This is a genomic window from Sediminibacillus albus (genome assembly GCF_900101125.1).
GTDB lineage: Bacteria > Bacillota > Bacilli > Bacillales > Amphibacillaceae > Sediminibacillus > Sediminibacillus albus.
This window is the reverse complement of record NZ_FNFL01000001.1, coordinates 932,481-955,672: the sequence shown is the minus strand read 5'-3', so window position 1 is coordinate 955,672 and position 23,192 is coordinate 932,481. Positions and strand designations below refer to the sequence as shown.

Below are 23,192 nucleotides of genomic sequence, written 5' to 3'. Positions count from 1 at the left end.
ATGGATGAACAGCCCAGATTCAAAAAGGGGGATAAGCAATGCAGATAACAAAAACAGAAAAACAGGCGGACAAAGATTTTATCAGAAGCAAGGTAATCGATCACAACATGGCAATGCTGCCCGATCAGTTGAAAACACCGAAAGAAAGTATTTGTATCACCGTAAACAACGACAACGGAGAGATCGTTGGGGGGATTACCGGTACAATGTATTGGCAGCATCTACATATCGATTTCCTATGGGTCGATGAACAATACCGTTCCCAAGGGTACGGAGGTCAACTACTGGAAAATGCTGAAAAGCTCGCGAGAGAAAAACGATGCCGTCTCATTTTTCTGGACACCTTCAGTTTTCAAGCGCCCGATTTTTACAAACAACAAGGCTACAAGGCATTTGGCGTATTGGAAGACCATCCGCAAGGTTATAGTCAATATTTTTTGGAAAAAAGACTTTAGGATAATTCAGGGTTGCTGTACATGGTCAGGTGGAAAGGACAGCAAAAGCAGCAAATGAACTGACTGACCTGACCACGGAATTGAATAGTATTATGCACAAATTGTAGCAGTAATTTATAAAAGAAAAAGAATCATTGTGAGAAACTAGGATGGCCTGTCTTCGGATATTTGATGAAGACAGGCTTTTTGTGCAGGAAGCAGATACTCCGGGCCACGCGACACTATTTCTTCATTAAAGTAATAAATAAACGATTCGTAAGATGTGCTTCGTGGTAGAATAATAAAATATAACTTATTACCTACAAATTGCTAAATGATAATTAGGAGCCTTCTGCCATGAGACCACTAAAATTAAGACAATTCAAATTAGAAGAAAAGTTATTTATTTATATATTGCTGTTCATTATTTTTGTTTCGGCAACCTCGATTACGATTAATATTTTGGTTGATTATCCATTCGGAGTTAATTATAAATGGATAGGATCGATTACTATTTCTTTAGTAGCTTTATATTTTGCCAGCAAAAAAATGTATATGAAACAGTTTCAAGTAGTCATCTTTATCTGTATTATTTACTTTTTACTGCCAATGGGCTGGATATCTGCAGGTGGTCCGAATAATTTTTCGATTGCTTATTTCTTTCTTATTTGTATTACCGTTAATTATTTGTTTACAGGAAGAACCAGGGTTATATTCATATTTTCCCTTATTGCAATTTTTTGCTTTCTAGTTTTATTACATAACCAGCTGCCTTCCTTTTTTCCGGTTTATTCGAAGCAACAGAACCTGTACGATATGATAGTCCAAGTCCCCTTGACCCTGCTTATGGCTTCATTTTTGCTCAGACAGTTCGCATCCGCTTACCGGCAGGAGCGAAACAAATTAAAAAGCTACAGTGATTTACTAAACGAGCAAAATAAACTGTTGGAAAAGCTAACCTTCACAGATGAGCTTACTCAGTTGTTCAACCGCAGGTATTTGTTTCAAAAATTGGAGGAGTATAAGCAGGAAGAACGCAAAATCATTGTGTTGATCTTAGATATCGATAATTTTAAACAAATTAATGATCGATACGGCCATGAAACAGGGGATAAAGCACTTATCCGGTTTGCAAACTTACTAAAAGAGGAACTTGCTGATACTAGAACTGTAGGCAGGTATGGAGGGGATGAGTTTCTTGTTCTGATTGATGAAATGGACGCAGCCCAATGCAGGGAATTAATTGATCACCTTCTGGAGAAAGTACATAAAATGCAGTTTAACGAGAAGATTAAGTTGTCTGCCAGCGGGGGCATGGCTTTCTTTGATGGCAAGACAAGCATTCGAGAGGTGCTCGCCAATGCGGATCAGCTTCTTTATCAGGTGAAAGTGAGCGGAAAAAACAACATTCTTTTTGATGAGAAGCCTGATCTTTAAGAATGGCATAATAGATAAAAAAGTATTTTAATTCAGGGACAAGTATATTTGGACTGCTGCCTCGAATGGGGGCAAATCTAACTTGTTGACAGCATTTTTTTAGGTATGATACATTTATCTTGAATTAAAGATATTTAAGTAATAAATAATGAAGCCCCGTCATTCTCGCCACGGAAGTGTTTACAATAGACAAGCTTTATTGGAGGAATTTAGGATGAACCAATTAAAAGGGATACACCATGTCACTGCAATTACTAGCAGTGCTGAAAAGAACTATGAATTTTTCACTTATGTATTAGGAATGCGATTAGTCAAAAAGACGGTAAATCAGGATGATATTCAGACTTACCATTTATTTTTTGCTGATGACAAAGGCAGCCCCGGAACGGATATGACATTCTTTGACTTTCCAGGCATACCGAAAGGGGTCCATGGCACAAATGAAATTTTCAAAACTTCTTTCAGGGTACCGAGTGATGCTGCGTTGAACTACTGGGTGAAAAGGTTTGACCGTTTGGAAGTAAAACACACTGGTATTAAAGAACAATTTGGCAAAAAGACACTTTCCTTTGTGGATTTCGATGAGCAAAATTATCAATTAATATCAGATGAAAACAATCAGGGCGTTGCTGCTGGTAATCCATGGCAGAATGGGCCAATTCCGCTAGAGTATGCCATAACCGGGTTGGGGCCTATTTTCGTCAGGATTGCGAATTTTGAGTACTTTAAAGAAATGATGGAAAAAGTTCTTGTCTTCAAAGAGATTGATCAGGAAGGCTCTTTTCATTTATTTGAGGTCGGCGAGGGAGGAAATGGCGCGCAGGTTATAGTCGAGCATAACAAAGTACTTCCCCAAGCCCGACAAGGATTTGGTACAGTGCACCATGCTGCTTTCCGTATTGAGGACAGGGCAGAGCTAGAAGAATGGGATCAATGGTACCGCCAATTCGGTTTTCAAACTTCTGGGTACGTTGATCGTTTCTTCTTTCAATCATTGTATGCGAGGGTGGCCCCGCAAATTTTATTTGAGCTTGCGACGGACGGTCCAGGATTTATGGGAGATGAGCCATACGAAACATTGGGCGAAAAATTATCCCTGCCGCCTTTTCTAGAATCCAAACGAGAGCAAATCGAGCAAGCCGTGCGCCCAATCGATACAGTGAGAAGTACAAAAAATATGGAAAAAGAACGAGAATAATAAATGAAGCCTCCTTTGGCCAAAAGGAGGCTTTTTTTAATTGCTTAAAGGATTTCCACCTTATTTAGGGAATAAAAAAGGGGTGGAGGCGATGAGAGAATGACGAATAAAGTATTAGAACAAAATAGGCAGGGCTGGAACACTGTGGCTCGCTATTTTAACGGAAAGGATGCATTGCCAAGCTATGGGCCTTATGCACAAACAGAAGAGGAGCTGCAATTGTTCGGTAACATAAAGCGTAAAACAGTACTCGATATTGGTTACGGCAGCGGACATTCCTTGCGGTATATGGCAGAAAGAGGAGCCGGTGAATTATGGGGCGTTGATCTGTCAGCGGAGCAGCAGCGGGCAGCAGAAACAACGTTAAAGGGTATTTCTGCTAATTTATTCTGTGCACCGATGGAAGAAGACATCGGTTTGCCAAAACAATACTTTGACTGTGTTTATTCGATTTATGCAATCGGTTGGACGACCGATTTACCTGCTACCTTTCAGTTAATCCATTCCTACCTAAAAGTTGGGGGAAGTTTTATTTTTAGTTGGGATCATCCTTTATATCCCCATTTGAGTAGTGAAGGAGGACGTTTTTATCTTGATGCCTCTTATCAGGAAGAGGGATTGCTGACTTTTGATAACTTTAAAGGCGAAAACAAGCCGTTATCTTTCCAGAGGCGCAAAATGAGTACGTATATCAATCAATTAATTACGGCTGGCTTTTCCATTGAAGCTGTGATAGAAAGTGATGTTCCTGCCGAATCTGCGGAAGCAGAAACAGGGGTGTCTGACCGCTATTACTCACTGTATAAGGCACGTATGTTTCCAACCACTATCATCATTAAGGCTGTGAAGAAAAAAGAATAGGCAGTTTGTTGAAGGGAAATCAACTGGCATCTTACCAAGGCTTATTGCACATGCGAAGAAGCAATAAGTCTTGGTATTTTCTGATAATACCATATTTAAAATTTTAATTATCAATCAAAAAAATGTTGACAAGAGTATTTATAAAATTTATGATTTAATTGAACAACGGTCAATTAAAAGGAGTTATTTATGGCACCGAGAAAAGCAGTAAACCAGGAATTAACCAGGGAAATCATTATGGAAGCAGCCCGCACACTATTTGTAACAGACGGTTATCGCAATGTGTCCATACGGAAAATTGCTGCAAAGTTAGGCTATAGTCATGGGTCCATCTATTATCACTTTCAAAACAAAGCCGAATTGTTTTATGCATTGGTTGAGCGGGATTTTTCAGCGCTAAATCAAAAGCTTGATGAAATATTGGCGCAGCGTAATCCTGCGGATGTCAAACTGCAGGCCGTGCTGATCGGATTTATCGAATTTGGCCTGACCCATCAAAACCATTATGAAATAATGTTTCTTACCAAGGATGAGGAGATTAAAAGTTTTTTAAATCAAGGACCGAACAAAAGCTATGAAAAATTTGCGAATGCACTGCAAACTTTATCCGAAAAAACAATCAATGTACAGACTACTTGGTCCGTGTTTTTAATGCTGCATGGATTTGTGGCCCATTACTGCCAGAGCGGTCAGCAATTTCATGATGTAAGAGGCTTGGCTGAATCATATGTGAATATTATTTTTACGTCAATGCTAGCAAGCTGATTTTTTTAAAGTTTTATTGAACGTTGGTCAATTAAAGGAGGAGTATGATGAAAAAGGCGTTAGTGTTAGGTGCTTCGGGAGCGATTGGCAGAGCGATTACCTTCGAATTGGCGAATCGGGGCGTGGCTGTGACTGCTTTCGCACGTCATAGGGATAAGCTTGAGCGATTGTTTAAAGATCATCCACAAATTGCTGTCCATTCCGGAGATGTTTTCAGCAAGGATGAACTAGTCCTTGCTGCCAGCGGCAACGATGTTATCTTTCATGCGATTAACCTTCCTTATCCGGAATGGGGGGAGAAGCAGCCGATATTATTAGCTAATATTTTGGAGGCAGCCAGAATTCAGCAAGCCAAGCTGGCAATGGTTGATAATATTTATGCTTATGCCAAAAGTGAAAGGGTACCTGTACCGGAGACATATGCAAAACAGCCGCCAACAAAAAAAGGAACGATACGGCTCGAGCTGGAGAACATGGCTAAACAGTCGGAAGTGCCAGTGCTTATTGCGCACTTTCCTGATTTTTACGGACCAGGCGTAGAGAGCAGCGTACTAAATTATACCTTTCAGTCCATCGTCCGCAATAAAGGGGCCATGTTTGTCGGTAATCAAAAGATTCATCGAGAGTTTATTTATACACCCGACGGAGCGAAGGCAATCGTTAATCTCGCCATGCAAGAGGCAGCATATGGGCAAAATTGGAATATCCCTGGTGCAGGGACGATTACTGGCCGGGAAATCATCCAAATAGCAAAAGCTTATACAGGTTATAGCAAAAAAGTCAGAACGGTGACAAAGCCGATGATTCGTATGCTTGGTTTATTTGATTCGATGATGCGTGAATATGTTGAAATGTTTTATTTAAACGAAATACCACTAATTTTGAGCGGGGATAAGTACGAAAAACATATTGGTCCGGTACCGCGGACTTCTTACCGGGAAGGGGTTGAACAAACACTATCATTTATGCAGCGTGCGCAGTAGGCAACCCCGGGACAGAGAAGTGGAAGGCCATTATTGTTAAATTACCAGTACAACCAGTAAAAAGGCACTAAAACCAACTGTTTTAGTGCCTTTTTACTATCTTGTGCTATTTAGATTTTTTTTAAACTTTTGATTCCATAATTCTGCTTTTTGGATGGCAAAGGAGTCATTGGCAATGTCGCCGGGTTGATTTGCTTGCCCGATAATGTAATCGGCAAACTCCATTCCAATATAGTCAAATATATAGTGAAACTGCTGGATTAGCGGTAATGCCGATATCTTTGGATCCGGGGAATTACCTGTAACAATTGTATAGGCGCTCTTTTTTGGGATTTCTCCTTTGAAATTATATCGGGAATCACGCATATACTGGCTCCAGCGGTCAAAGAAGTTTTTCATCTGGCCGGACATCCCAAACCAGTACAAAGGTGTGGCAAACACAATGATATCGTGGGCTAAAAACGCTTCTAATAACCTTTCATAGTCGTCATTGACGGAAGTAAACCCCTCTGCGTCATGCCTTTTATCTAATATTGGATTGATTTGATAATCCCGTAAATAAATGCTTGTATAGTCAATATCAGCTAATGCTTTTTTAGCTAAATGTTCACTGTTGCCTTCTTTTCTAGAACTGCCAAGTAAAGCTAATATTTTCATTGGTAAATCTCCTTTTCTATTTTGCGTAATTAAGTCCCAAATCAAAAGCATCGTTAAGCAGCTGTTCGATATGACCGCGATCAGGGTGGATGGTTTTGTAGAATAATTCAAAGCTGGAATGCTTAATTCCACAGTAATCGGCCAACCCAATATTAAAGTAGTGCGACATCATTTGATCATATTTTCGTTTTTCAAACCTTTCGATTGGCGCTCCTGCCAGGCTTAGCCATAAAACGCGCTCATGCTCCAGCCTTCCCGGGCCATAAGCAAAGCCATAGTTCCACACACGGTCAATATAACCTTTAAGCATCGCCGGCATGCTCCACCACCATAACGGAAATACAAATGCTAATCCGTCATACTGTTTAACCCGCTCGATCTCCGCTTCTACTTCAGGGGAGAAATGCTGCGAATCGGCAGACCAATCCGGTTCGTCAGCCTCGCCTAATACAGGTTGGAATCCGATACGATATAAGTCCACGGTTTCTGTTGTATGCCCGGCAGCTTCCAACCCTTCTGTAAATCTTTGTGCTGCTGTGAATGTTAACGAGTCTGTTCTCGGATGGGTTACTATTGTCAGCACTTTCATATTTTATCCTCGCTCCCTCGTTGAATCTTATTGTATGTACAGTTTATAATAGAAAGATGGTTCAGTAAAATTGATAGTTTTGAATGTTTAGTTCATTAAAACCGATAAGAGGAGGGAGTAGGATGGAACTGCGTCACCTTATTACTTTTCAAGCAATAGTCGATGCCGGTGGATTTAAAAAAGCTGCCGACGAGTTGGGATATGCTCAATCGTCGATCACTTCTCATATTAAAGAATTAGAGAGCGAACTGGGATACCCGCTGTTTGACCGCTTAGGAAAAACAATTACGGTGACACAAGCGGGGAGGCGTTTTCTGCCTTATGCGAGTGAAATCATTAATCTCTATGCCAAGTCGAAGGAAGTCATCAAAGAAGCGGACGAACCAGTCGGTCCGCTTACCATCGGAGCCAGTGAGTCATTGATGATATACTGGCTTCCAGATAAAATCAGGAGATTTATGGATAAATATCCTAAAGTGGAATTAACGCTTAAATCCATCCAGTATGAAGACTTGTCCAATCAATTGAAAAAGGGGGATATCGATGCGGCTATTCTTGTCGAGACGCTCGATTGGCAGCCGAGGGACTTAACTATAAATAAAATCTTGGATGAGGAACTTTCCCTTGTCACATCTGCCCAGACAAGTAGGATTGCCACATTCGACACCATGCTTGTAACCGAATATTCGTGCAGCTGGCGTCCGATCATTGAAACCTATTTAAAAAATGAGAAAAAAACATTAACAGCGAAGATTGAATTGCCGAGCATTGAAGCGATCAAGCAGTGTGTGCTGTGCGGCCTTGGAGCAGCAATGCTTCCCAACTTTGCGGTGAGGAGTGAAATTGCCCGGGGAACGCTAACGGAAGCTGTCATTGATCTGGATAATGCTATTGGCATCTACACTGCCGTCCATAAAGATAAGTGGCGTTCCGTTAACTTGGAGGCTTTTTTAGCGATGCTTACGTAATATGTCCACAAATCTTCTTTCAAAGGAAAACTTTTCATATGTTACTATGGATATGGTTATTAATTGATTTACCGAAAGGAAGTTACATAGATGAGTACTAAAGCAATCGACCAACAAATGTCACCGGCAAATGACCCGTGGGAAGCATATATGGATGTGGAACAACACGGAAAGATGGTTCTGTCCAACGTAGAATTTACTACGACGACTTTGTGCAACATGCGCTGTAATCACTGTGCAGTCGGGTATGCCCTTCAGGACCGGGACCCGGATGCACTGCCGATGGATTTGATCTTCAGGCGGTTAGATGAAATACCGCAGCTTCGTGCGATCAGCATCACAGGCGGTGAGCCAATGATGTCAAAGAAGTCAGTCAGAAATCATGTCTTGCCTTTGCTTGAATATGCACATGCACGCGGGGTGAAAACACAGATCAATTCCAATCTAACTTTGCCCTATGAGCGATATGAACAGATTATACCTTATCTGGATGTCCTCCATATTTCTCATAACTGGGGGACAGAGGAAGAGTTTGCTGAGACTGGCTTTGCCCGGATGGAGCGAAAACCTTCCGAAGAAAACCGCAAGAAATACTTCGAACGAATGGTTGAAAATGCCCAGCGACTTTCCAGAGAGGGGGTCATGGTCTCGGCAGAAACGATGTTAAACGGACGGACATTCCCATATTTGGAAAAAATCCATGACCACATTCAAGAAATGGGCTGTGCACGGCATGAAATTCACCCGATGTACCCGGTCGATTTTGCCGAGCATCTTGAAACACTGAGCCTGGAGGAAATCAGGACTGCCATTCGGCGCCTGCTCAACCACCGTAATGAAGATATTTGGATGCTGTTCGGTACACTGCCTTTTTATCCATGCAGTTCTTCCCCGGAAGATTTGGAATTGCAAAAGCAGCTATTTACAGCAAGAAATGTTTCTGTCCGTAACGATCCAGATGGCAGATCCCGGCTGAATGTTAGTATCTTCACGGGTGAAGTAACAGTTACTGATTTTGGAGATGAGCCGCCGTTGGGCAATATTCAAACGACACCATTAGAGCAATCCTACGCCCGCTGGATGGATACCCAAACGGCAGCATCGTTAAATTGCCATTGTCCAGCCGTAAGGTGCTTAGGACCGAACGTATTGGTTAAAAATACGTATTATCCTGATGTCGACTTTCAACAAAAACAAGCGAAAATAAGCAGGTAAATAAAAGGGCGCGTTTAAAACAGGGGTTCCAGAGAGCCCTTGTTTTTTATGGTTTAATTAGTCTTGTTGATGGTCATTGACAGGCGCGGCTGTTCCTCGCAGGCCTTTGTCTGTTTTGAAGCCTTTTGCTGGCTTTCCGGCATTTTCGATATCCCCTGTAGCCTGGTTACAGCAAATACTTCTGTTGAAGTTTTCCCATATGATATATCGCTCGATTGCAGGATAATTTTGCGGAAGTTGATACACGCCAGTTCAATTTGCGTGTCAATTTCAAACAATACGCCGAAAAGGTATGGGAGTTATCACAAGTTCCATTATCGTTATGGAAGTAGCCCAATTAGGCATTTGCTTGAACCAATTTTTGAACAGCTACTAGTGCAGCAACTGTTATTTTTTAAAAATGTAACAAGCTGTCCTAAAAGTCTTGCCTTTTCCCCTAATCTTTCGATATAATGGCGTAATATTTATCTTTAGAGAGGAGGCTGGAAAAGTGAAACAGGATTTAGCACTAGAGCGGATTTCTGCTAGTTTACGGGAAGACCCATTCGTTCAGGCGATATTTGTAAAAGGATCTATGGGACGCGGAGAACATGATGGAAACTCGGATATAGACTTATATTGTTTAGTCGAAGAGGAGGATCAATCAGCGTTTTTAGCTAAGCGGCTAGATCATCTACAGGCCTACAGTAATATCCTCTTCTATGATGATATTTTTATTATCGCTCCCCAAATTATTGCTGTTTATGAAAATCTGCTGCACGTCGACTTATTTACAGTGACGGAAAATACGTTCTTGAATAAAGACTATTTTCGTGTGATCTACGACCCACAAAAACGGCTGGATAAATTTAAAGATAACCAGAAATTAACTTTAGCGAGCCAAGAATTTCTTGACGATGTCACAGATGTTGCCTGGTTTCTGCTGCAATACCGGAAAACAGCATTAAGAGGGAATGACTTATGGGCAGTTGCCATGCTTCATCATGTAGTCGTCCATTTAGCAAGGGTGCTGTTGCACCGTTATGCACCAGCAAGGGCACAGCTGGGGTTGAAAACACTGGAAGACTCCTTGCCTCCGGCGATATTAAAACGGGTGCGCAAGATATTCCAGACAAACAATCCTGAAAATCATGACAAGGCAGCTGCTCTTATTATAGACGTTTTGGAAGATAACCAGGAATGGCTGTCCGGACAATTAAATGTGGCGCCAGAAACCAATCGATTGCTGAATACGATGATGGCAGTCCATTCCAAACAAAGCAGTTAAAAGAAATCACTTAGGGGTGGGACGATTATGTTTACTTATGATATTGACAAACAAACAAGCCTGAAAATGCTAGACTTGCAAGATGCTGAAGCTTTGTATTCTTTGACAATGGACTCAATGGACCGTTTAAAAAAATGGCTGCCATTAATCACAAAAAATAAGGAACAGTCAGATACGGAGGCATTTATTCAATCAACGATGAAGCAGTTCAGCGAGAATAATGGTTTTCAGGCAGGTATCTGGCATCAAGGGAGGATAGCCGGGGTGATTGGCTTTCATCAGGTCAACTGGCACAATAAAAACACTAGTATCGGTTATTGGCTCGGAGAAGGGTTTGAAGGGTTAGGTTTAATGACAAAAGCGTGTGAAGCATTTACCAGCTATGCATTTCATGGACTGCATTTGAACCGTGTAGAAATTCGTGCAGCAGAAGAAAATAAAAAAAGCCGTGCCATTCCCGAGAGACTGGGTTTTACAGTAGAAGGGAAAATAAGACAGGGTGAGTGGCTGCATGACCATTATGTCGATCATATTGTGTACAGCATGCTGGCAGAAGAGTGGAAAGACAATAAACAGCGCCAATAGGAACAGCCTAACGAGTTTAGTGGCAATTACTAAAGAAGGGCATAAACTATCATCTAAGGGAACTTGTACGTCGGAAAGGTACTAATTCTTTTACATTTCTATATATATTTCATAAAATGCAGTAGGATTCCATGATAGTTTGTAAGGAAAGGGGGATATGTGTGGAAAATTTTAATGATTCCATTCAGTCCTTAATAGAAGGAGCAGGGTGGCTGGCTCCCGCATTATTTATTGTTATTCATTTATTAAGGCCACTTCTGTTTTTGCCTGTGATCGTTGTTTGTATTGCCGGAGGTGTGTTTTTCGGCTTTGTGGAAGGTGCAGTATTGTCCTTTATTGGTTTGTCCCTGATGAGTTTCTTTTTTTATAAATTGGTCAACATTTTCCCGAAATTCCGGGAAGGAGTGGCCCGATTGAAGCAAAAAGTATTTCAAGATCGGAGAATTACTGTCAGCCAGGTCATGATTCTGCGGGTGATGCCATTTATCCATTTTCATTTGCTATCGTTATATTTAATGGAAATGACCAAGACATTAAAAGGGTATATGTATTATTCGGCGCTTGGCGTGATTCTGCCGGCAGTTCTTTATACAGCATTCGGCCAGGCGATTACTGAATTTTCCTGGTACGCAGCGGGACTGTTTATGATTATTTTATTAGTTGTTTATGCATTTTTAGGAAGGATTCACCAAATGAATATCGAAAGTAGTAATGGCTAGCCCGATTGTAAGGCCAGCCGTTCGGAAGGGGAGGTTGTTGTTAATACAGCATCCTCTTTCTTATTAATGCATAAGAGATGGGGGAATCACAAGTGGAAAACAATTATGGATTAGATGCTTTTATTTGGATAAATATAGGAATCTTCCTTGGATTATCTGTTTTCATTTTCGTTTTAAATACGATTCTCCGCAAGCTGCTGAACGTAGAAAAGAAAAAGTGGTTTTCTTTCCACTTTGTCAATGACTTACACAAGAAAGTTGATTGGACTTTCAGAATACTTTTTGTGGCTGCTTCCTTTATCTTGTTAATGCGCCAGCCGGTTAACATTGTTTATCCACTGTTACTAACACTGGTCTTTCTACTGCTGCAGGAAGGTTTTCGTGCTTATCTCGAATGGAAATTTAAGCCGGATACCAATGATTATATTTTTACTTTAAGTCAAATAGGAATCGTATTAATCTACTTTTTGCTAATTGTTCAGCTCGATTTGTTCAGCTTGTTTAGCTAATTAACGAGTGGGCGCTCTCCTGCTCTACTCCCCCTCTTCCCCTAGGCTTCTCGTTCTTCCGCTACCCATCAAGTTTTTTCTGTTTTTTTGTAACTAAAGTATGCATTTTATAAGAAAAGGGAAAATATATGTTGAGTATTGACCAGTGTGGTCTACGGTGTTATACTCGCATCGACCACTATGGTCCGAAAATCAGGTATACAAAAGTAAATAATTGCTGAAAGGGGGTACTTCTCTGGGATGACGAAGACGTTTAGCAATTTAGAAGAAACCAAACAGCAACGGATTATCAGTGCGGCCCTTAAAGAATTTGCCGAGAATGGATTTGAGCAAGCATCGACAAACCGGATTGTCAAGGAAGCAGGGATCGGCAAGGGGATGCTATTTTACTATTTCACCAATAAACAAGAGTTGTTTCACTACCTTGTTCAGTACAGCCTGAATATTTTTATGGATGACTATATAAAAAAAATAGACATAAGCGAAAGAGACTTTATTGAACGGTGGAAGCAGGCTGCTCAACTGAAGATGCAGGCTTTTGCTAAATATCCAAATGCCATTAACTTTACGGGGATGCTTCTATTGTCGGATGAAGTGCAATTGCCCGATTATTTAGAAGCAAAATTTGATGAACTACGAAAAACAGGCTATGCAATGCTATATGACAATATTGATGTCTCGTTGTTCCGTGAAGGGATAGATGTAGAAAAAGCATTTCAATTGATCCGCTGGTCAATTGACGGTTACCAAAATGAATTAACTAACCAGTTAAAAGGAAAAAAATTCTCATCGGTAGATTTTGACCCTTATTGGGAGGAATTTTATGCTTATTTAGATGTATTAAAGACTTGTTATTATGATTAATGAATGGTGGGGTTAGGAGAAAAGAGGGGGAAAGCGATGACTATCTTACAGACCGGGAATTTGACAAAAAAGTTCGGGAAATTTACAGCTTTGGATGGAGTAGACATTGAGGTGAACAAAGGGGAAGTATATGGATTTATCGGACCAAATGGCGCAGGCAAATCAACGACGATCAGGATATTGCTTGGCATGCTGAAAGCAACTGCTGGGAATGCAACTATTTTCGGTTTAGATGCATGGAAAGATGCGGTCGATATTCATAAGCGGGTGGCTTATGTACCTGGAGACGTTAACCTATGGCCTAATCTGACCGGCGGTGAGGTGATCGATTTATTTCTCAAGTTCCGCGGCGCCAAAGGAAAAGGGCGAAGGGAAGAGCTAATCAGTAGATTTGCGTTAGATCCATCCAAAAAATGCGGCACTTATTCCAAAGGAAACCGGCAGAAGATTGCATTGATTGCTGCTTTCTCTTCGGAGGCAGACCTGTATATTTTAGACGAGCCGACATCAGGGCTGGACCCATTGATGGAACGGGTCTTCCAGGAGTGTGTTATGGAGGCGAAAAATCAAGGGAAAAGCGTCCTGCTTTCCAGCCACATTCTATCAGAAGTAGAGAGGCTTTGTGATAGAGTCGGAATTATCCGTGAGGGAAAAATGATTGAGACGGGTACTTTAAGTGAGCTGCGCCACTTGACAAGAACTAATCTACAGGTAGAAACAAAGGAAGCGATGACAGATTTGAGCGGTGTAAAAGGCGTACATGCGATTAAGCAAAAAGGCCAGACGTTGTCTTTCCAAGTGGATACAGAGGAAATGGACGCAGTGATGAAGCATATTAGCAGGTATGGAATCGTCAGGCTGGAAAGTGCACCGCCTACCCTGGAGGACTTGTTCATGCGCCATTATGAAGGAACAGGCAAGCCGAATAGAGGAGCCGGAGGGGAAGCCTGATGAGCAAACAACTTTATCATCAAACAGGGAATTTCATACGTTTTCTTTTGCGCAGAGATAAAATCCGTCTTCCAATTTGGCTGTTTTCCTTAATAGGTTTTACTATCCTGTTGACGTTAGCGATGGACAATTTATATCCAACGCAGGCGGACAGGAATCAACTGGCAGAAACAATGATCAACCCAGCGGTTACAGCTATGATTGGACCGGGCTATGGATTGGATAGCTATACGCTTGGTGCAATGATCGCCCATCAAATGCTAGGTATTACTGCATTGGTGGTTGGGATTATGAGTATTTTGCTAGTAGTGCGGCATACCCGGGCAGATGAAGAGGAAGGGCGGCTAGAACTGTTCCGGTCACTGCCGTCCGGGCGATTAACTAGTCTGGCTGCAGTTCTGATCGTAATGGTCAGTATCCAGCTGTTACTAGCTCTGACAACAGGCTTTGGATTATATGCTTTAGGATTTGACAGCCTAAACTTGGAGGGTTCCTTGCTATATGGAGCTGCACTCGGTGCAGTAGGGATTTTTTTTACAGCGATTACCGCGCTCTTTGCTCAGCTTTCGGAAACTTCCCGTGGCTCCATCGGATTGTCATTCACAGTTTTGGGGCTTGCATATTTGTTTCGCGCCATCGGAGATGTGAGCAACGAAACCCTCTCGTGGTTTTCGCCGTTCGGCTGGGCACTAGGAACAGAAGTATATGTAAATAATTATTGGTGGCCGCTGCTGCTTACTGTTGGGGTGTCACTTGTTTTAATCATCCTGACGCTGTATCTCAACGCTATTCGCGACATGGAATCTGGATTCTTACCATCACGTCCGGGAAGAAAACATGCTGCTGCTTTGCTGCAATCCCCGACTGGCCTTGTCTTGAGGCTGCAGCGTACCAGCCTGGTCGCATGGTCGATTGCCATGCTGATTTTTGGAGCAACTTATGGCTCTGTTTTAGGAGACACAGAAGCATTCTTTGAGGATATTGAAATGATGGAACAAATGCTTCCTCCTATCGAAGGAGTAAGTTTGACAGAACAATTTTTAACGATGTTGATGACAATCATGGCGTTAATTAGTACAGTGCCGGCTTTGATGGTTTTATTCAAGTTGAAGAGCGAAGAGAATGCAGGTCGGATCGGGCACTTGTTAAGCCGGACAATTTCAAGAAAACAGCTGTTGGCAAGTTATTTTCTTGTTTCCGTACTCGGTGGATTTGTGATGTTGTCGTGTTCTGCCCTTGGAATAGGGCTGGTAGGGATATCGGTGCTGGATGGCGGTATATCCCTCGGTACTTTTTACCAAGCTGCCATTGTTTATTTACCTGCCATATGGCTAATGATTGGATTCGCCGTCCTGTTGCTGGGAGTAATCCCGAAAATAGCTGGGCTGGCTTGGCTTTATTTGGGCTATTCCTTTGTGGTTGTGTACATGGGCGGAATGCTTCAGCTGCCAAATTGGCTGGAAAAGTTGACCCCGTTCGGTTACATTCCGCAGTTTCCCGTCGAAGAAATCGGCTTTGCCAATCTATCACTATTGTCTTTGACGGCTGCCATCCTTATGGCGGCAGGTTTTGCCGGCTTTAGTAAAAGAGATATCCAAGGATAACAAATAACTAACTTTCACCTCTGCTTCTGCCGTTTTGGTAGATGCAGGGGCTTTGTTTTTTCGGCGTCCACTGGCATCTGTGGAAATCGCATACATTTTCCTGCTGTGATTGCTAATACTATTGGCAATTACCTGAAAGAAAGGAAGTGTGATAATGGCCGATGAACAAGTTGTCATAGACGCAATGATAAACGGTGAAAAATTTAAAGCGGAAAAGCAATCGCCGCGGGAAAACCCGGCACATCCGGAAGAAGTAGTCGGGTATGCTCCGATTAACACGCGGGAGGACACAGTCCGTGCCATTGAAGCAGCCCATAATGCTTTTCCATCCTGGGCGGAATCTAGTTTGGACGATAGAATTAGACGGATGCGGTCAGCTATTCAAAACATCAAACACCGAACATCGGAAATCGCTAAACTGTTAAGTCGTGAGCACGGAAAACCGCTTTACGATTCGGAAGGAGAAATCGCTGTCTCCTTGATGTGGATGGAGTATGCTTGTGATAATGTGGCAGAAGTGCTAAAAAGCGATGTTCAGGAGCATGATAGCGGCAGAACGATTATAGCCAAGGATGCAATTGGGGTTGTATCGGCAATATCCCCGTGGAATTATCCGATCTCTTTGTCTACCATAAAAATTGCTCCTGCCTTATTGGCTGGGAATACAATGGTGTTAAAGCCAAGTCCACTGGCACCACTGGCGGTCAGCCTTGTAACCGAAATGATAGCGGAGGAATTTCCACCGGGGGTGCTCAACCTCGTCCATGGCGAAGCGGATGTCGGTGTAGAGCTAACCTCCAATCCTAAGGTAGCAAAAATTGCTTTCACCGGGGGAACAGAAACAGCGAAGCATATTATGAAGGCTGCGGCTGATACAATCAAACATATGACGCTGGAACTCGGAGGAAATGATGCAGCAATTATTTTGAGCGATTTTGACGTAAACGACGAAAAAGCAATGCGGCGCTTGGTTATTTCCAATTTCCTGACTGCTGGACAAATATGCATGATTGCTAAACGCATTTATGTTGACCGCTCCATTCATGACGAGTTTGTTGAAAAGTACATCGAAGCAGCCAATAGATGGATCCGGGTTGGTGATCCCTTTAATGAACAAACAACTATCGGCCCTGTCAACAACAAAAAACAGGTCGAATTTGTCCAAAGCTTAGTTGATGATGCCAAAACTAAAGGAGCCAGGGTGGTAAAACTGGGCAAGATACTCGATCAAGATTTGTATGAAAAGGGATATTTCATGCAGCCTACAGTCGTCATCGGTGCAAATTATGATGATCCAATCGTGGTCGAGGAACAATTTGGCCCGACTGTACCTATTTTACCTTTTAATGATGACCGGCATGCCATCGATTTGGCTAATGATAGTATATTCGGATTGACTAGTTCGGTCTGGGGTGAGGAAAAACATGCTGTCAAAGTCGCCAGGCATATCCAGGCGGGTACAACAATGATCAATACAGCCGCTATCCAGGGATTGGATGTAAGATTCCCGTTTGGCGGAGTAAAACAGTCGGGAATGGGCCGCGAATATGGGAAAGAAGGGCTGCTGGCCTATACCGATACCCATGTAATTAATATCCCTGATGACAAGGAATTGCCTTATATCCCGGAGTGATATTACATTTAGGAGGCAAGAATAAAGGAAAAACAGCGGGCACAGGAAATCAAACAGTCCACAGGCCTTATTAACGTGACGTAATTGGGGGAACAGATTTATATTTAGGTGATAGATGAACAATTCGGAACAGCTCATGTTTACTACTTAGACAACCCAGAGCGGCAGCAACAGGTTTACATTGCCGAAATGGAGGAGCACTAAATGGAATACAAGAAAAGCGTGGTTGGGGCATAACATACATCCACTTTTAAAATCGAACGATAACAGCATATGGAGTTTTAAAAGGTCCTCTTCAAGCATTCGATTGATTACGTATGGATATAAATGGCGATGTAAAAGTAGCTGATTTTTACCGGATAAGCGCTTGTACACCGCGATTTCTCAAGTAAATCATAAGTATTTGTGGACTGCTGAAAAAAGTACACAGACTTCCAGTGGAGGAAATCCACGGAGACTCCTGCGGGAGGGAAGGCCTCGGTGAGACCCCGCAGAGCGCTAGCTCGAGGAGGCTCACCAGCCGCCCGCGGAAAGCGTAGTGTATTTCCGCAGTGGTCGTCATACAAGGTAGTAAGAATAGCTCTATCAGCGGTAGAAAGACTCCAGTTAGTCTGAAGCCCCCAGAAGAAGCCGTTTTTGCTTCTGAGGAATAGGAACGCTTCGGCAGCGACTCATCGCACACAGAAAATGGCTCCTTTATTTTCAAGGAGGCTGAAACCGTGCCCACGGAAAGCGTTGTATTCTGCCTGCGCTCGTTTAAGCATCTAACCTTGTTAGAAGGAAGAAATAGAGTTGTCACTGTGTCCGCAGTTTAAATTATGCATTAGAAAAGAAAAATCGAACGAGTTCGATTTTTGCTTTGTACACTTTCCTTTTTTGGCCAACCTCTTTTTTAAAAAGAAACAAATAACACAACTAACTTCTAATAGTGAAACAGTTTGGCTTGATAAATCGTAGAGAGATTAACAAATTGGGGGAGGAAGCAGATACTGATGGACGGATTAAAAGTAGAAAAGGTTAACATCGAAATCAAAAATGAAAGCATACTTAAAGATATTTCTTTTTATTTGCAGCCAGGAACCATAACTGCCCTAATTGGCCATAACGGTGCGGGAAAATCGACGATCATGAAAACACTTATCGGTCTACAGGAAAAGACATCAGGGACAATCTCTTTAAATGGCGATTCACAGGACGATCATTTCCTTTCTTTTAAGCAAAAGCTTGCTTATATACCTGAAGAACCCTTTCTATTACCAGAGTTGACAACGATGCAGCATTTTCAACTATATGGGAAAAGCTATCAAATCGATGAACGGGACTTGAAAGAAAAAGTTGATTATTACATACACGAATTGGAAATTGGTGATAAGCTTCACGAATTTCCTGAATCTTTATCTAAAGGAATGAGGCAGAAGGTACAAACTATATGTGCACTGCTCCCGGAAGTACCCTTATTATTGATTGATGAACCCTTTATGGGTTTAGATGTGTATGCTGCTGATTTTCTACAACAACAAATGGCAGCCAAAGCTGAACAAGGTATGGCAATCTTGCTCACTTCCCATCTATTGGACCGTCTCCAGGATACAGCTGATCAATACTTGATGCTGCAGCAAGGAAAGGTAGTCGATCAAGGAGAAATGGGCAGTTTTCACGAGTTAAAAAGGAGATTTGCTGAATGAAATCGAATTTTTCTACGTGGGCTGCTTACACTAGTGTGAAAAAAAACAGGCGCTATAAAAAGAAGCAGCTATATCTGCTGGCCTTTGGAGTGAGTTTTGATGTAACCGTATTGATTTATTTAGGGTTATATATGATCTTTGGCGCTATTATTTTATATGAAAATATCCAGCAATATGGAGCTCAAATCCGTCATATTGAAGTTGTTCTATCCGCTAATTCTATTAACCTAGTATTTATACTAGTGATCCGCTCAATTACAGCTGCCTTTACAAGACCGGGTGTTCCCTTTTCGAGCACAGAATTTAAAATGAGTTTGCTCCCTTTTTCAAAGGCAAAGCTGTGGCTATACTGTGCAGTGGAAAGCTGGCTGATAGGTGTCTTATATTGGACAGTAGCAGCTTTATTAATCGGGATACTGACGCCATTCTCGGTCCCCTTTTTGATAGCTCTTGCCGGGATAATTCTTTTGATGCAGGTTTTAATGAAAATTCCACAGTGGAAACTTTATCAGCTGCGTTTTACCAGTAAAATGCTTATTGTTGCAATGACGGTTATTTTAATGGGAGTCGTCCGGTTTGTTATGATAGAAACGGGGTTCATTCTTCGGGGAACTGCTGGACTGTTTATCACCTTGCTTGCTGTCAATGTAGTGCTGTTCAGAAAGCTGCTGCAGGAAATCGATTGGCAGAAAGTGGTCCAAACGAATGACTTGATTATTTGGAACATGTGGTTTGTCAATAAAATGTCACATATGGAAATTAAGCCGCCAGCAAGGCAGAGCTGGCTTTCCCGGGTTATCTCCAGTAAAAAAAGCAGAAAACCTTTCGATTACCAGCATCAGACAGCTATTTATAAACGGTTATGGAAAAGTTACTTAACCGAACAAAAGGAGACAGTTCTCCGGACACTAGGAAGTCTGCTCATTATCCTTGTGCTATTAAGTTTTCATGGGGACTTGGTATTCGGAGCGGCTATCAGTCTGGCTATTTTTTTGTTTGTAAAGATGGCTGCCAGTTTTTTTATCGGTGGGTTCGGGGATAGGTTGATTTTCTGTTTGCCATGGCAATTAACCGCATGGAAACGAGCATTTTTGTACTGGTCTTATCGGGCAGGCCTGCTTGTGGGTGTGCTGACGTTAGTATTACTGGCACTATTTCAAATGGAAGTCTGGTGGATCCCTTTGCAGCTGCTCCTTTATGCATATGTTCTTGTCCTATATATTGAGCATCAGCTCGATACCACCATGTCTCTTATTGCAAAGGCCAAATCTCCAGTGCCGTTGAACAGAAACTTGTTGATGCTGCTACTATTCCTGCTAACAACGGTAAGTATTGCCTTTCCCATGGTGACACTTGTTGTTGTCGTATTGCTGGGAAAAGACTTCACAAGGAGAAAGGATGGTAAAATAAAAAATGGATGAAAGCACCACAAAAGCTGTCAAGGATCTTCAGTCAACAGATAAAAACATCCGTTATGAAGCATTTATTCAGTTAATGGAGACTACGAAAAGTGAAGTGGATTGGGCATATGAAGTCTGGGATGACTTGCTGGAGGATTTAAGCCACCAGGATAATCACCGCCGGGCAATAGCAGCCCAGCTGCTCTGCCAATTAGCAAAAAGCGACCCTGAGAACCGAATGCTACAGGACTTTCCCAGGCTAATGGAAGTGACTAGGGATAAACGGTTTGTAACGGCAAGACATTGCCTTCAATCGCTTTGGAAGGTGGGAACGGCAGGAGCTAACCAAAAAGACATGGTCATTGCCGGACTTTCCCATCGGTTTGAAAATTGCAGAGATGAAAAAAATTATACCTTAATCCGATTCGATATTATCCAAGGACTTCACCACCTTTATGAGGAAGTGCCGGATGAGACGATTAAACAGCAAGCTATCGATTTAATCGAAACCGTGGAGGAAGATAAATATCGGAAAAAGTATGCTGCTGTCTGGAAATTATAAAAAGCTGGTTTTGCTTCCATCCAGCTGATTAATTAGGCGGAGGGAGGCTGCACTGGATACAGCAGCGGTTACCGTAAGGTAGAAACTAACCAAGCAGAAGCGTAGTTATTTTATTTTTTTAGACTTTCATTTTATAATAAAATAAAACTAAAGGATAAGTGAGTGAAAAAAATGAAACTTTTAGAAGAAATTTTATCTTATAATGAAAAATTTGTAGAAAATAAGCAGTATGAACAGTATCAAACAGATAAGTTTCCCAATAAGCGGCTTGTTATTATCTCCTGTATGGATACAAGATTGGTGGAGCTGCTGCCTAAATCCATGAATGTAGGAAACGGTGATGCTAAAGTAATAAAAACAGCAGGCGCCATTGTTGCAGATCCATTTGGCAGCATCATGCGGAGCATTTTAGTTGCAGTTTATGAGTTAAAGGCAGATGAAGTACTAGTTGTCGGACACCATGATTGCGGTATGTCCAGTTTGAATTCTGAAAGCATGCTTGCTAAAGTCAAAGAACGCGGGATTGCACAGGAAACCTTGGATACACTGCAATACTCCGGTGTTGATTTCAACAAATTTTTACAAGGGTTTGATAACGTAGAAGACAGTGTGAACCATAGTGTCACAACGATAAAACAGCATCCGCTCTTGCCTGGCGATGTGCCGGTTCATGGCTTGGTAATCAGCCCGGATACAGGGAAGTTGGACATTGTTGTCGATGGATATCAGAGTTAATTTAAGTTATTTTTAAGCCTAATTATTATTGGCAGGGGGTTACGACCTCCTGCCTTTTTTATGTAATGCATTAACCTTTAGAGTTATTGAGCAGGAAAATCGAAATAAACTGCGAAATAATGAGGGGTAAAGTCAAAAAACATGGGGGAAGCGAATGAAATTAAAAATTATCCATACTAACGATTTGCACAGCCATTTTGATGAGTTTTCCAGAGCAGCCAGCTTGATTCGCCAGCATAAAGATGAATCAACGGTGCTTCTGGACGGCGGCGATTTTGCTGACTTTAGAAGCATCGAACTGCAAGGTACTAAAGGGATGGCTGCCATCGAACTTATAGAATCTCTTGGTTATGATGCGTTAACGGTTGGCAACAATGAAATGTTTAATGGTGTGGAGACACTTGAATATATGGCCAGCAACAGTTCAGTGCCATTTATCAGCAACAATCTTTATAAGAAGGATAAAACCCGAATAACTGGTATTGTCTCTAGCACATTAATTGAAAAAAAAGGACTTCGAATCCTAATTACAGGTTCTTCTCCTGATTTGGATGTCTTCAATGATGGCCTTGGGGTACATATGTCTGATTACAAAACGGCACTTAAGGGAGAGATTGATAGATATTATGGCGAGTATGACGTTTGTATTGTGATGAATCATATCGGGACAGCTGCCGATGATCAGCTGGCAGCGGAATTGGCTGATATCGATGTAATTCTTTCAGCACATGATCATCAGCTGTACCCGGAGCCGAAATTTATCAATGGCACCCTCCGTAATAGTGCAGGAAATTATGGCGCACATATCGGGATACTTGAATTGGAGGTGACTGGCGACCATGTGAAGCTATTAGACTCTGCGATGCTGTCAACCAGTGAAGCTGCCATTGATGAACAGGCTACAGCTATTTTAAGAACAAACAAAGATAAGGCGGTAGCTAACTTAAGCCGTCCGTTGTACCATCTGGATCAGCCGCTCTGGCATGACGTGATTGAGGAAAACCCGATGGCTAATTTGATAGCTGATGGCTTACAGAATATGCTTAAAGGAGATATCGGATTAATTAACAGCGGCATTGTCAATGCAGGATTGTTTGATTGGGTGTCGGATAAAAAACTAATCGAAATATGCCCTTCCCCCTTAAATCCGACAATTTTTGAAGTGAAAGGCAAAGATATTCTTGCTGCTATCGAACAATCCTTAGATGTACAAGCTTGCCTTGCGGATGGCAGTGGCCCAGGCTTCAGAGGAAAATTTGCCGGCAGGCTGCACGTATCTGGCGCTGAAATCGTCCATGACGGACAAAGGGTTATCGACATGAGAATCGGGGACGAGCCATTACAGGAAGAAAAGTGGTACAAAGTGGCAAGCTCAGACTATTTACAGCGCGGTTCCGGTTATCCATCCCTGGCCCAAAACCAACATACCAGCTACCGTCCAGAAGACATCCGCGATGTAATCAGGATGTATGCCAGCCAGCCGTCGTTTATTGAAGGCGCTATGGTTAAACGGTGGACAATCGACAGTAAAGTTACCGTTTAACATAAGCGAAGGAATCCAGTGGTTTTCT

At 42.0% G+C, this 23,192-nt stretch carries 24 protein-coding genes; 22 read left to right on the top strand and 2 right to left on the bottom strand.

Annotated features, from left to right (window positions below):
- Nucleotides 1–38: 38 nt before the first annotated feature.
- The 6 genes from BLR93_RS04890 (at nucleotide 39) to BLR93_RS04865 (ending at nucleotide 5,678) form a co-directional block, all read left to right on the top strand.
- Complete coding sequence (locus BLR93_RS04890; protein ID WP_093211746.1) at nucleotides 39–455, top strand: GNAT family N-acetyltransferase; 417 nt, start codon at nucleotides 39–41, stop codon at nucleotides 453–455.
- A gap of 336 nt (nucleotides 456–791) precedes the next feature.
- On the top strand, nucleotides 792–1,871 hold the full coding sequence (locus BLR93_RS04885) for a GGDEF domain-containing protein (RefSeq protein ID WP_093211744.1): 1,080 nt from the start codon (nucleotides 792–794) through the stop codon (nucleotides 1,869–1,871).
- A 214-nt stretch (nucleotides 1,872–2,085) separates the two neighbouring features.
- Nucleotides 2,086–3,069 (top strand): ring-cleaving dioxygenase, encoded by a 984-nt coding sequence (locus tag BLR93_RS04880; RefSeq protein ID WP_093211742.1) that lies wholly within the window; start codon nucleotides 2,086–2,088, stop codon nucleotides 3,067–3,069.
- Nucleotides 3,070–3,168: 99 nt separating this feature from the next.
- The gene (locus tag BLR93_RS04875; protein ID WP_093211740.1) at nucleotides 3,169–3,930 is read left to right on the top strand and encodes a class I SAM-dependent methyltransferase; all 762 of its coding nucleotides are present in this window, start codon (nucleotides 3,169–3,171) and stop codon (nucleotides 3,928–3,930) included.
- Between the two features lie 189 nt (nucleotides 3,931–4,119).
- Nucleotides 4,120–4,695, top strand: a complete 576-nt coding sequence (locus BLR93_RS04870; protein ID WP_093211738.1) for a TetR/AcrR family transcriptional regulator — start codon at nucleotides 4,120–4,122, stop codon at nucleotides 4,693–4,695.
- Nucleotides 4,696–4,739: 44 nt separating this feature from the next.
- Nucleotides 4,740–5,678 (top strand): NAD-dependent epimerase/dehydratase family protein, encoded by a 939-nt coding sequence (locus tag BLR93_RS04865; RefSeq protein WP_217629270.1) that lies wholly within the window; start codon nucleotides 4,740–4,742, stop codon nucleotides 5,676–5,678.
- 96 nt (nucleotides 5,679–5,774) lie between these two features.
- On the opposite strand, the gene BLR93_RS04860 is transcribed toward BLR93_RS04865, so the two are convergent.
- Together BLR93_RS04860 and BLR93_RS04855 are read right to left on the bottom strand one after the other, a co-directional pair.
- On the bottom strand, nucleotides 5,775–6,329 hold the full coding sequence (locus tag BLR93_RS04860; protein WP_175559267.1) for a flavodoxin family protein: 555 nt from the start codon (nucleotides 6,327–6,329) through the stop codon (nucleotides 5,775–5,777).
- A 22-nt stretch (nucleotides 6,330–6,351) separates the two neighbouring features.
- Complete coding sequence (locus tag BLR93_RS04855) at nucleotides 6,352–6,924, bottom strand: NAD(P)H oxidoreductase (protein WP_093211732.1); 573 nt, start codon at nucleotides 6,922–6,924, stop codon at nucleotides 6,352–6,354.
- 122 nt (nucleotides 6,925–7,046) lie between these two features.
- Between BLR93_RS04855 and BLR93_RS04850 the strand changes: the two genes are divergently transcribed.
- The 16 genes from BLR93_RS04850 to BLR93_RS04780 all read left to right on the top strand — a co-directional run bounded on the left by BLR93_RS04850 (nucleotide 7,047) and on the right by BLR93_RS04780 (nucleotide 23,164).
- Nucleotides 7,047–7,892: a LysR family transcriptional regulator gene (locus tag BLR93_RS04850; protein ID WP_093211730.1), complete on the top strand. Its 846-nt coding sequence runs from the start codon at nucleotides 7,047–7,049 to the stop codon at nucleotides 7,890–7,892.
- Nucleotides 7,893–7,982: 90 nt separating this feature from the next.
- Nucleotides 7,983–9,107, top strand: coding sequence for a radical SAM/CxCxxxxC motif protein YfkAB (yfkAB, locus tag BLR93_RS04845; protein ID WP_093211728.1), 1,125 nt, complete (start codon nucleotides 7,983–7,985; stop codon nucleotides 9,105–9,107).
- A gap of 490 nt (nucleotides 9,108–9,597) precedes the next feature.
- Complete coding sequence (locus BLR93_RS04840; protein WP_093211726.1) at nucleotides 9,598–10,374, top strand: nucleotidyltransferase domain-containing protein; 777 nt, start codon at nucleotides 9,598–9,600, stop codon at nucleotides 10,372–10,374.
- A 27-nt stretch (nucleotides 10,375–10,401) separates the two neighbouring features.
- Entirely contained in the window at nucleotides 10,402–10,959 is a 558-nt protein-coding gene (locus BLR93_RS04835) for a GNAT family N-acetyltransferase (protein ID WP_093211724.1), read from the top strand.
- A 161-nt stretch (nucleotides 10,960–11,120) separates the two neighbouring features.
- Nucleotides 11,121–11,678, top strand: a complete 558-nt coding sequence (locus tag BLR93_RS04830; protein ID WP_093211722.1) for a TVP38/TMEM64 family protein — start codon at nucleotides 11,121–11,123, stop codon at nucleotides 11,676–11,678.
- 92 nt (nucleotides 11,679–11,770) lie between these two features.
- Nucleotides 11,771–12,187 carry a DUF4181 domain-containing protein gene (locus tag BLR93_RS04825; RefSeq protein WP_175559245.1) on the top strand — a complete coding sequence of 139 codons (417 nt, stop codon included), beginning with the start codon at nucleotides 11,771–11,773 and terminating at the stop codon, nucleotides 12,185–12,187.
- Nucleotides 12,188–12,427: 240 nt separating this feature from the next.
- The gene (locus BLR93_RS04820; RefSeq protein WP_093211718.1) at nucleotides 12,428–13,051 is read left to right on the top strand and encodes a TetR/AcrR family transcriptional regulator; all 624 of its coding nucleotides are present in this window, start codon (nucleotides 12,428–12,430) and stop codon (nucleotides 13,049–13,051) included.
- Nucleotides 13,052–13,087: 36 nt separating this feature from the next.
- Complete coding sequence (locus BLR93_RS04815) at nucleotides 13,088–14,002, top strand: ABC transporter ATP-binding protein (protein ID WP_093211716.1); 915 nt, start codon at nucleotides 13,088–13,090, stop codon at nucleotides 14,000–14,002.
- The gene (locus BLR93_RS04810; RefSeq protein ID WP_093211714.1) at nucleotides 14,002–15,606 is read left to right on the top strand and encodes an ABC transporter permease; all 1,605 of its coding nucleotides are present in this window, start codon (nucleotides 14,002–14,004) and stop codon (nucleotides 15,604–15,606) included. The genes BLR93_RS04815 and BLR93_RS04810 overlap by 1 nt, the downstream gene beginning before the upstream one ends.
- Before the next feature lie 154 nt (nucleotides 15,607–15,760).
- A complete protein-coding gene (locus tag BLR93_RS04805; RefSeq protein WP_093211712.1) occupies nucleotides 15,761–17,239 on the top strand; it encodes an aldehyde dehydrogenase family protein in 1,479 nt (492 codons plus the stop codon).
- Between the two features lie 108 nt (nucleotides 17,240–17,347).
- Entirely contained in the window at nucleotides 17,348–17,443 is a 96-nt protein-coding gene (locus BLR93_RS18480) for a small, acid-soluble spore protein, H family (protein WP_139184387.1), read from the top strand.
- 788 nt (nucleotides 17,444–18,231) lie between these two features.
- Nucleotides 18,232–18,924, top strand: coding sequence for an ABC transporter ATP-binding protein (locus tag BLR93_RS04800; RefSeq protein ID WP_093211710.1), 693 nt, complete (start codon nucleotides 18,232–18,234; stop codon nucleotides 18,922–18,924).
- A complete protein-coding gene (locus BLR93_RS04795) occupies nucleotides 18,921–20,345 on the top strand; it encodes a hypothetical protein (protein ID WP_093211708.1) in 1,425 nt (474 codons plus the stop codon). Before BLR93_RS04800 ends, BLR93_RS04795 begins: the two co-directional genes overlap by 4 nt.
- On the top strand, nucleotides 20,338–20,886 hold the full coding sequence (locus BLR93_RS04790; protein ID WP_093211706.1) for a hypothetical protein: 549 nt from the start codon (nucleotides 20,338–20,340) through the stop codon (nucleotides 20,884–20,886). The genes BLR93_RS04795 and BLR93_RS04790 overlap by 8 nt, the downstream gene beginning before the upstream one ends.
- A 171-nt stretch (nucleotides 20,887–21,057) precedes the next feature.
- A complete protein-coding gene (locus BLR93_RS04785) occupies nucleotides 21,058–21,621 on the top strand; it encodes a beta-class carbonic anhydrase (RefSeq protein WP_093212372.1) in 564 nt (187 codons plus the stop codon).
- A gap of 154 nt (nucleotides 21,622–21,775) precedes the next feature.
- Entirely contained in the window at nucleotides 21,776–23,164 is a 1,389-nt protein-coding gene (locus BLR93_RS04780) for a bifunctional metallophosphatase/5'-nucleotidase (protein ID WP_093211704.1), read from the top strand.
- Nucleotides 23,165–23,192 lie beyond the last annotated feature (28 nt).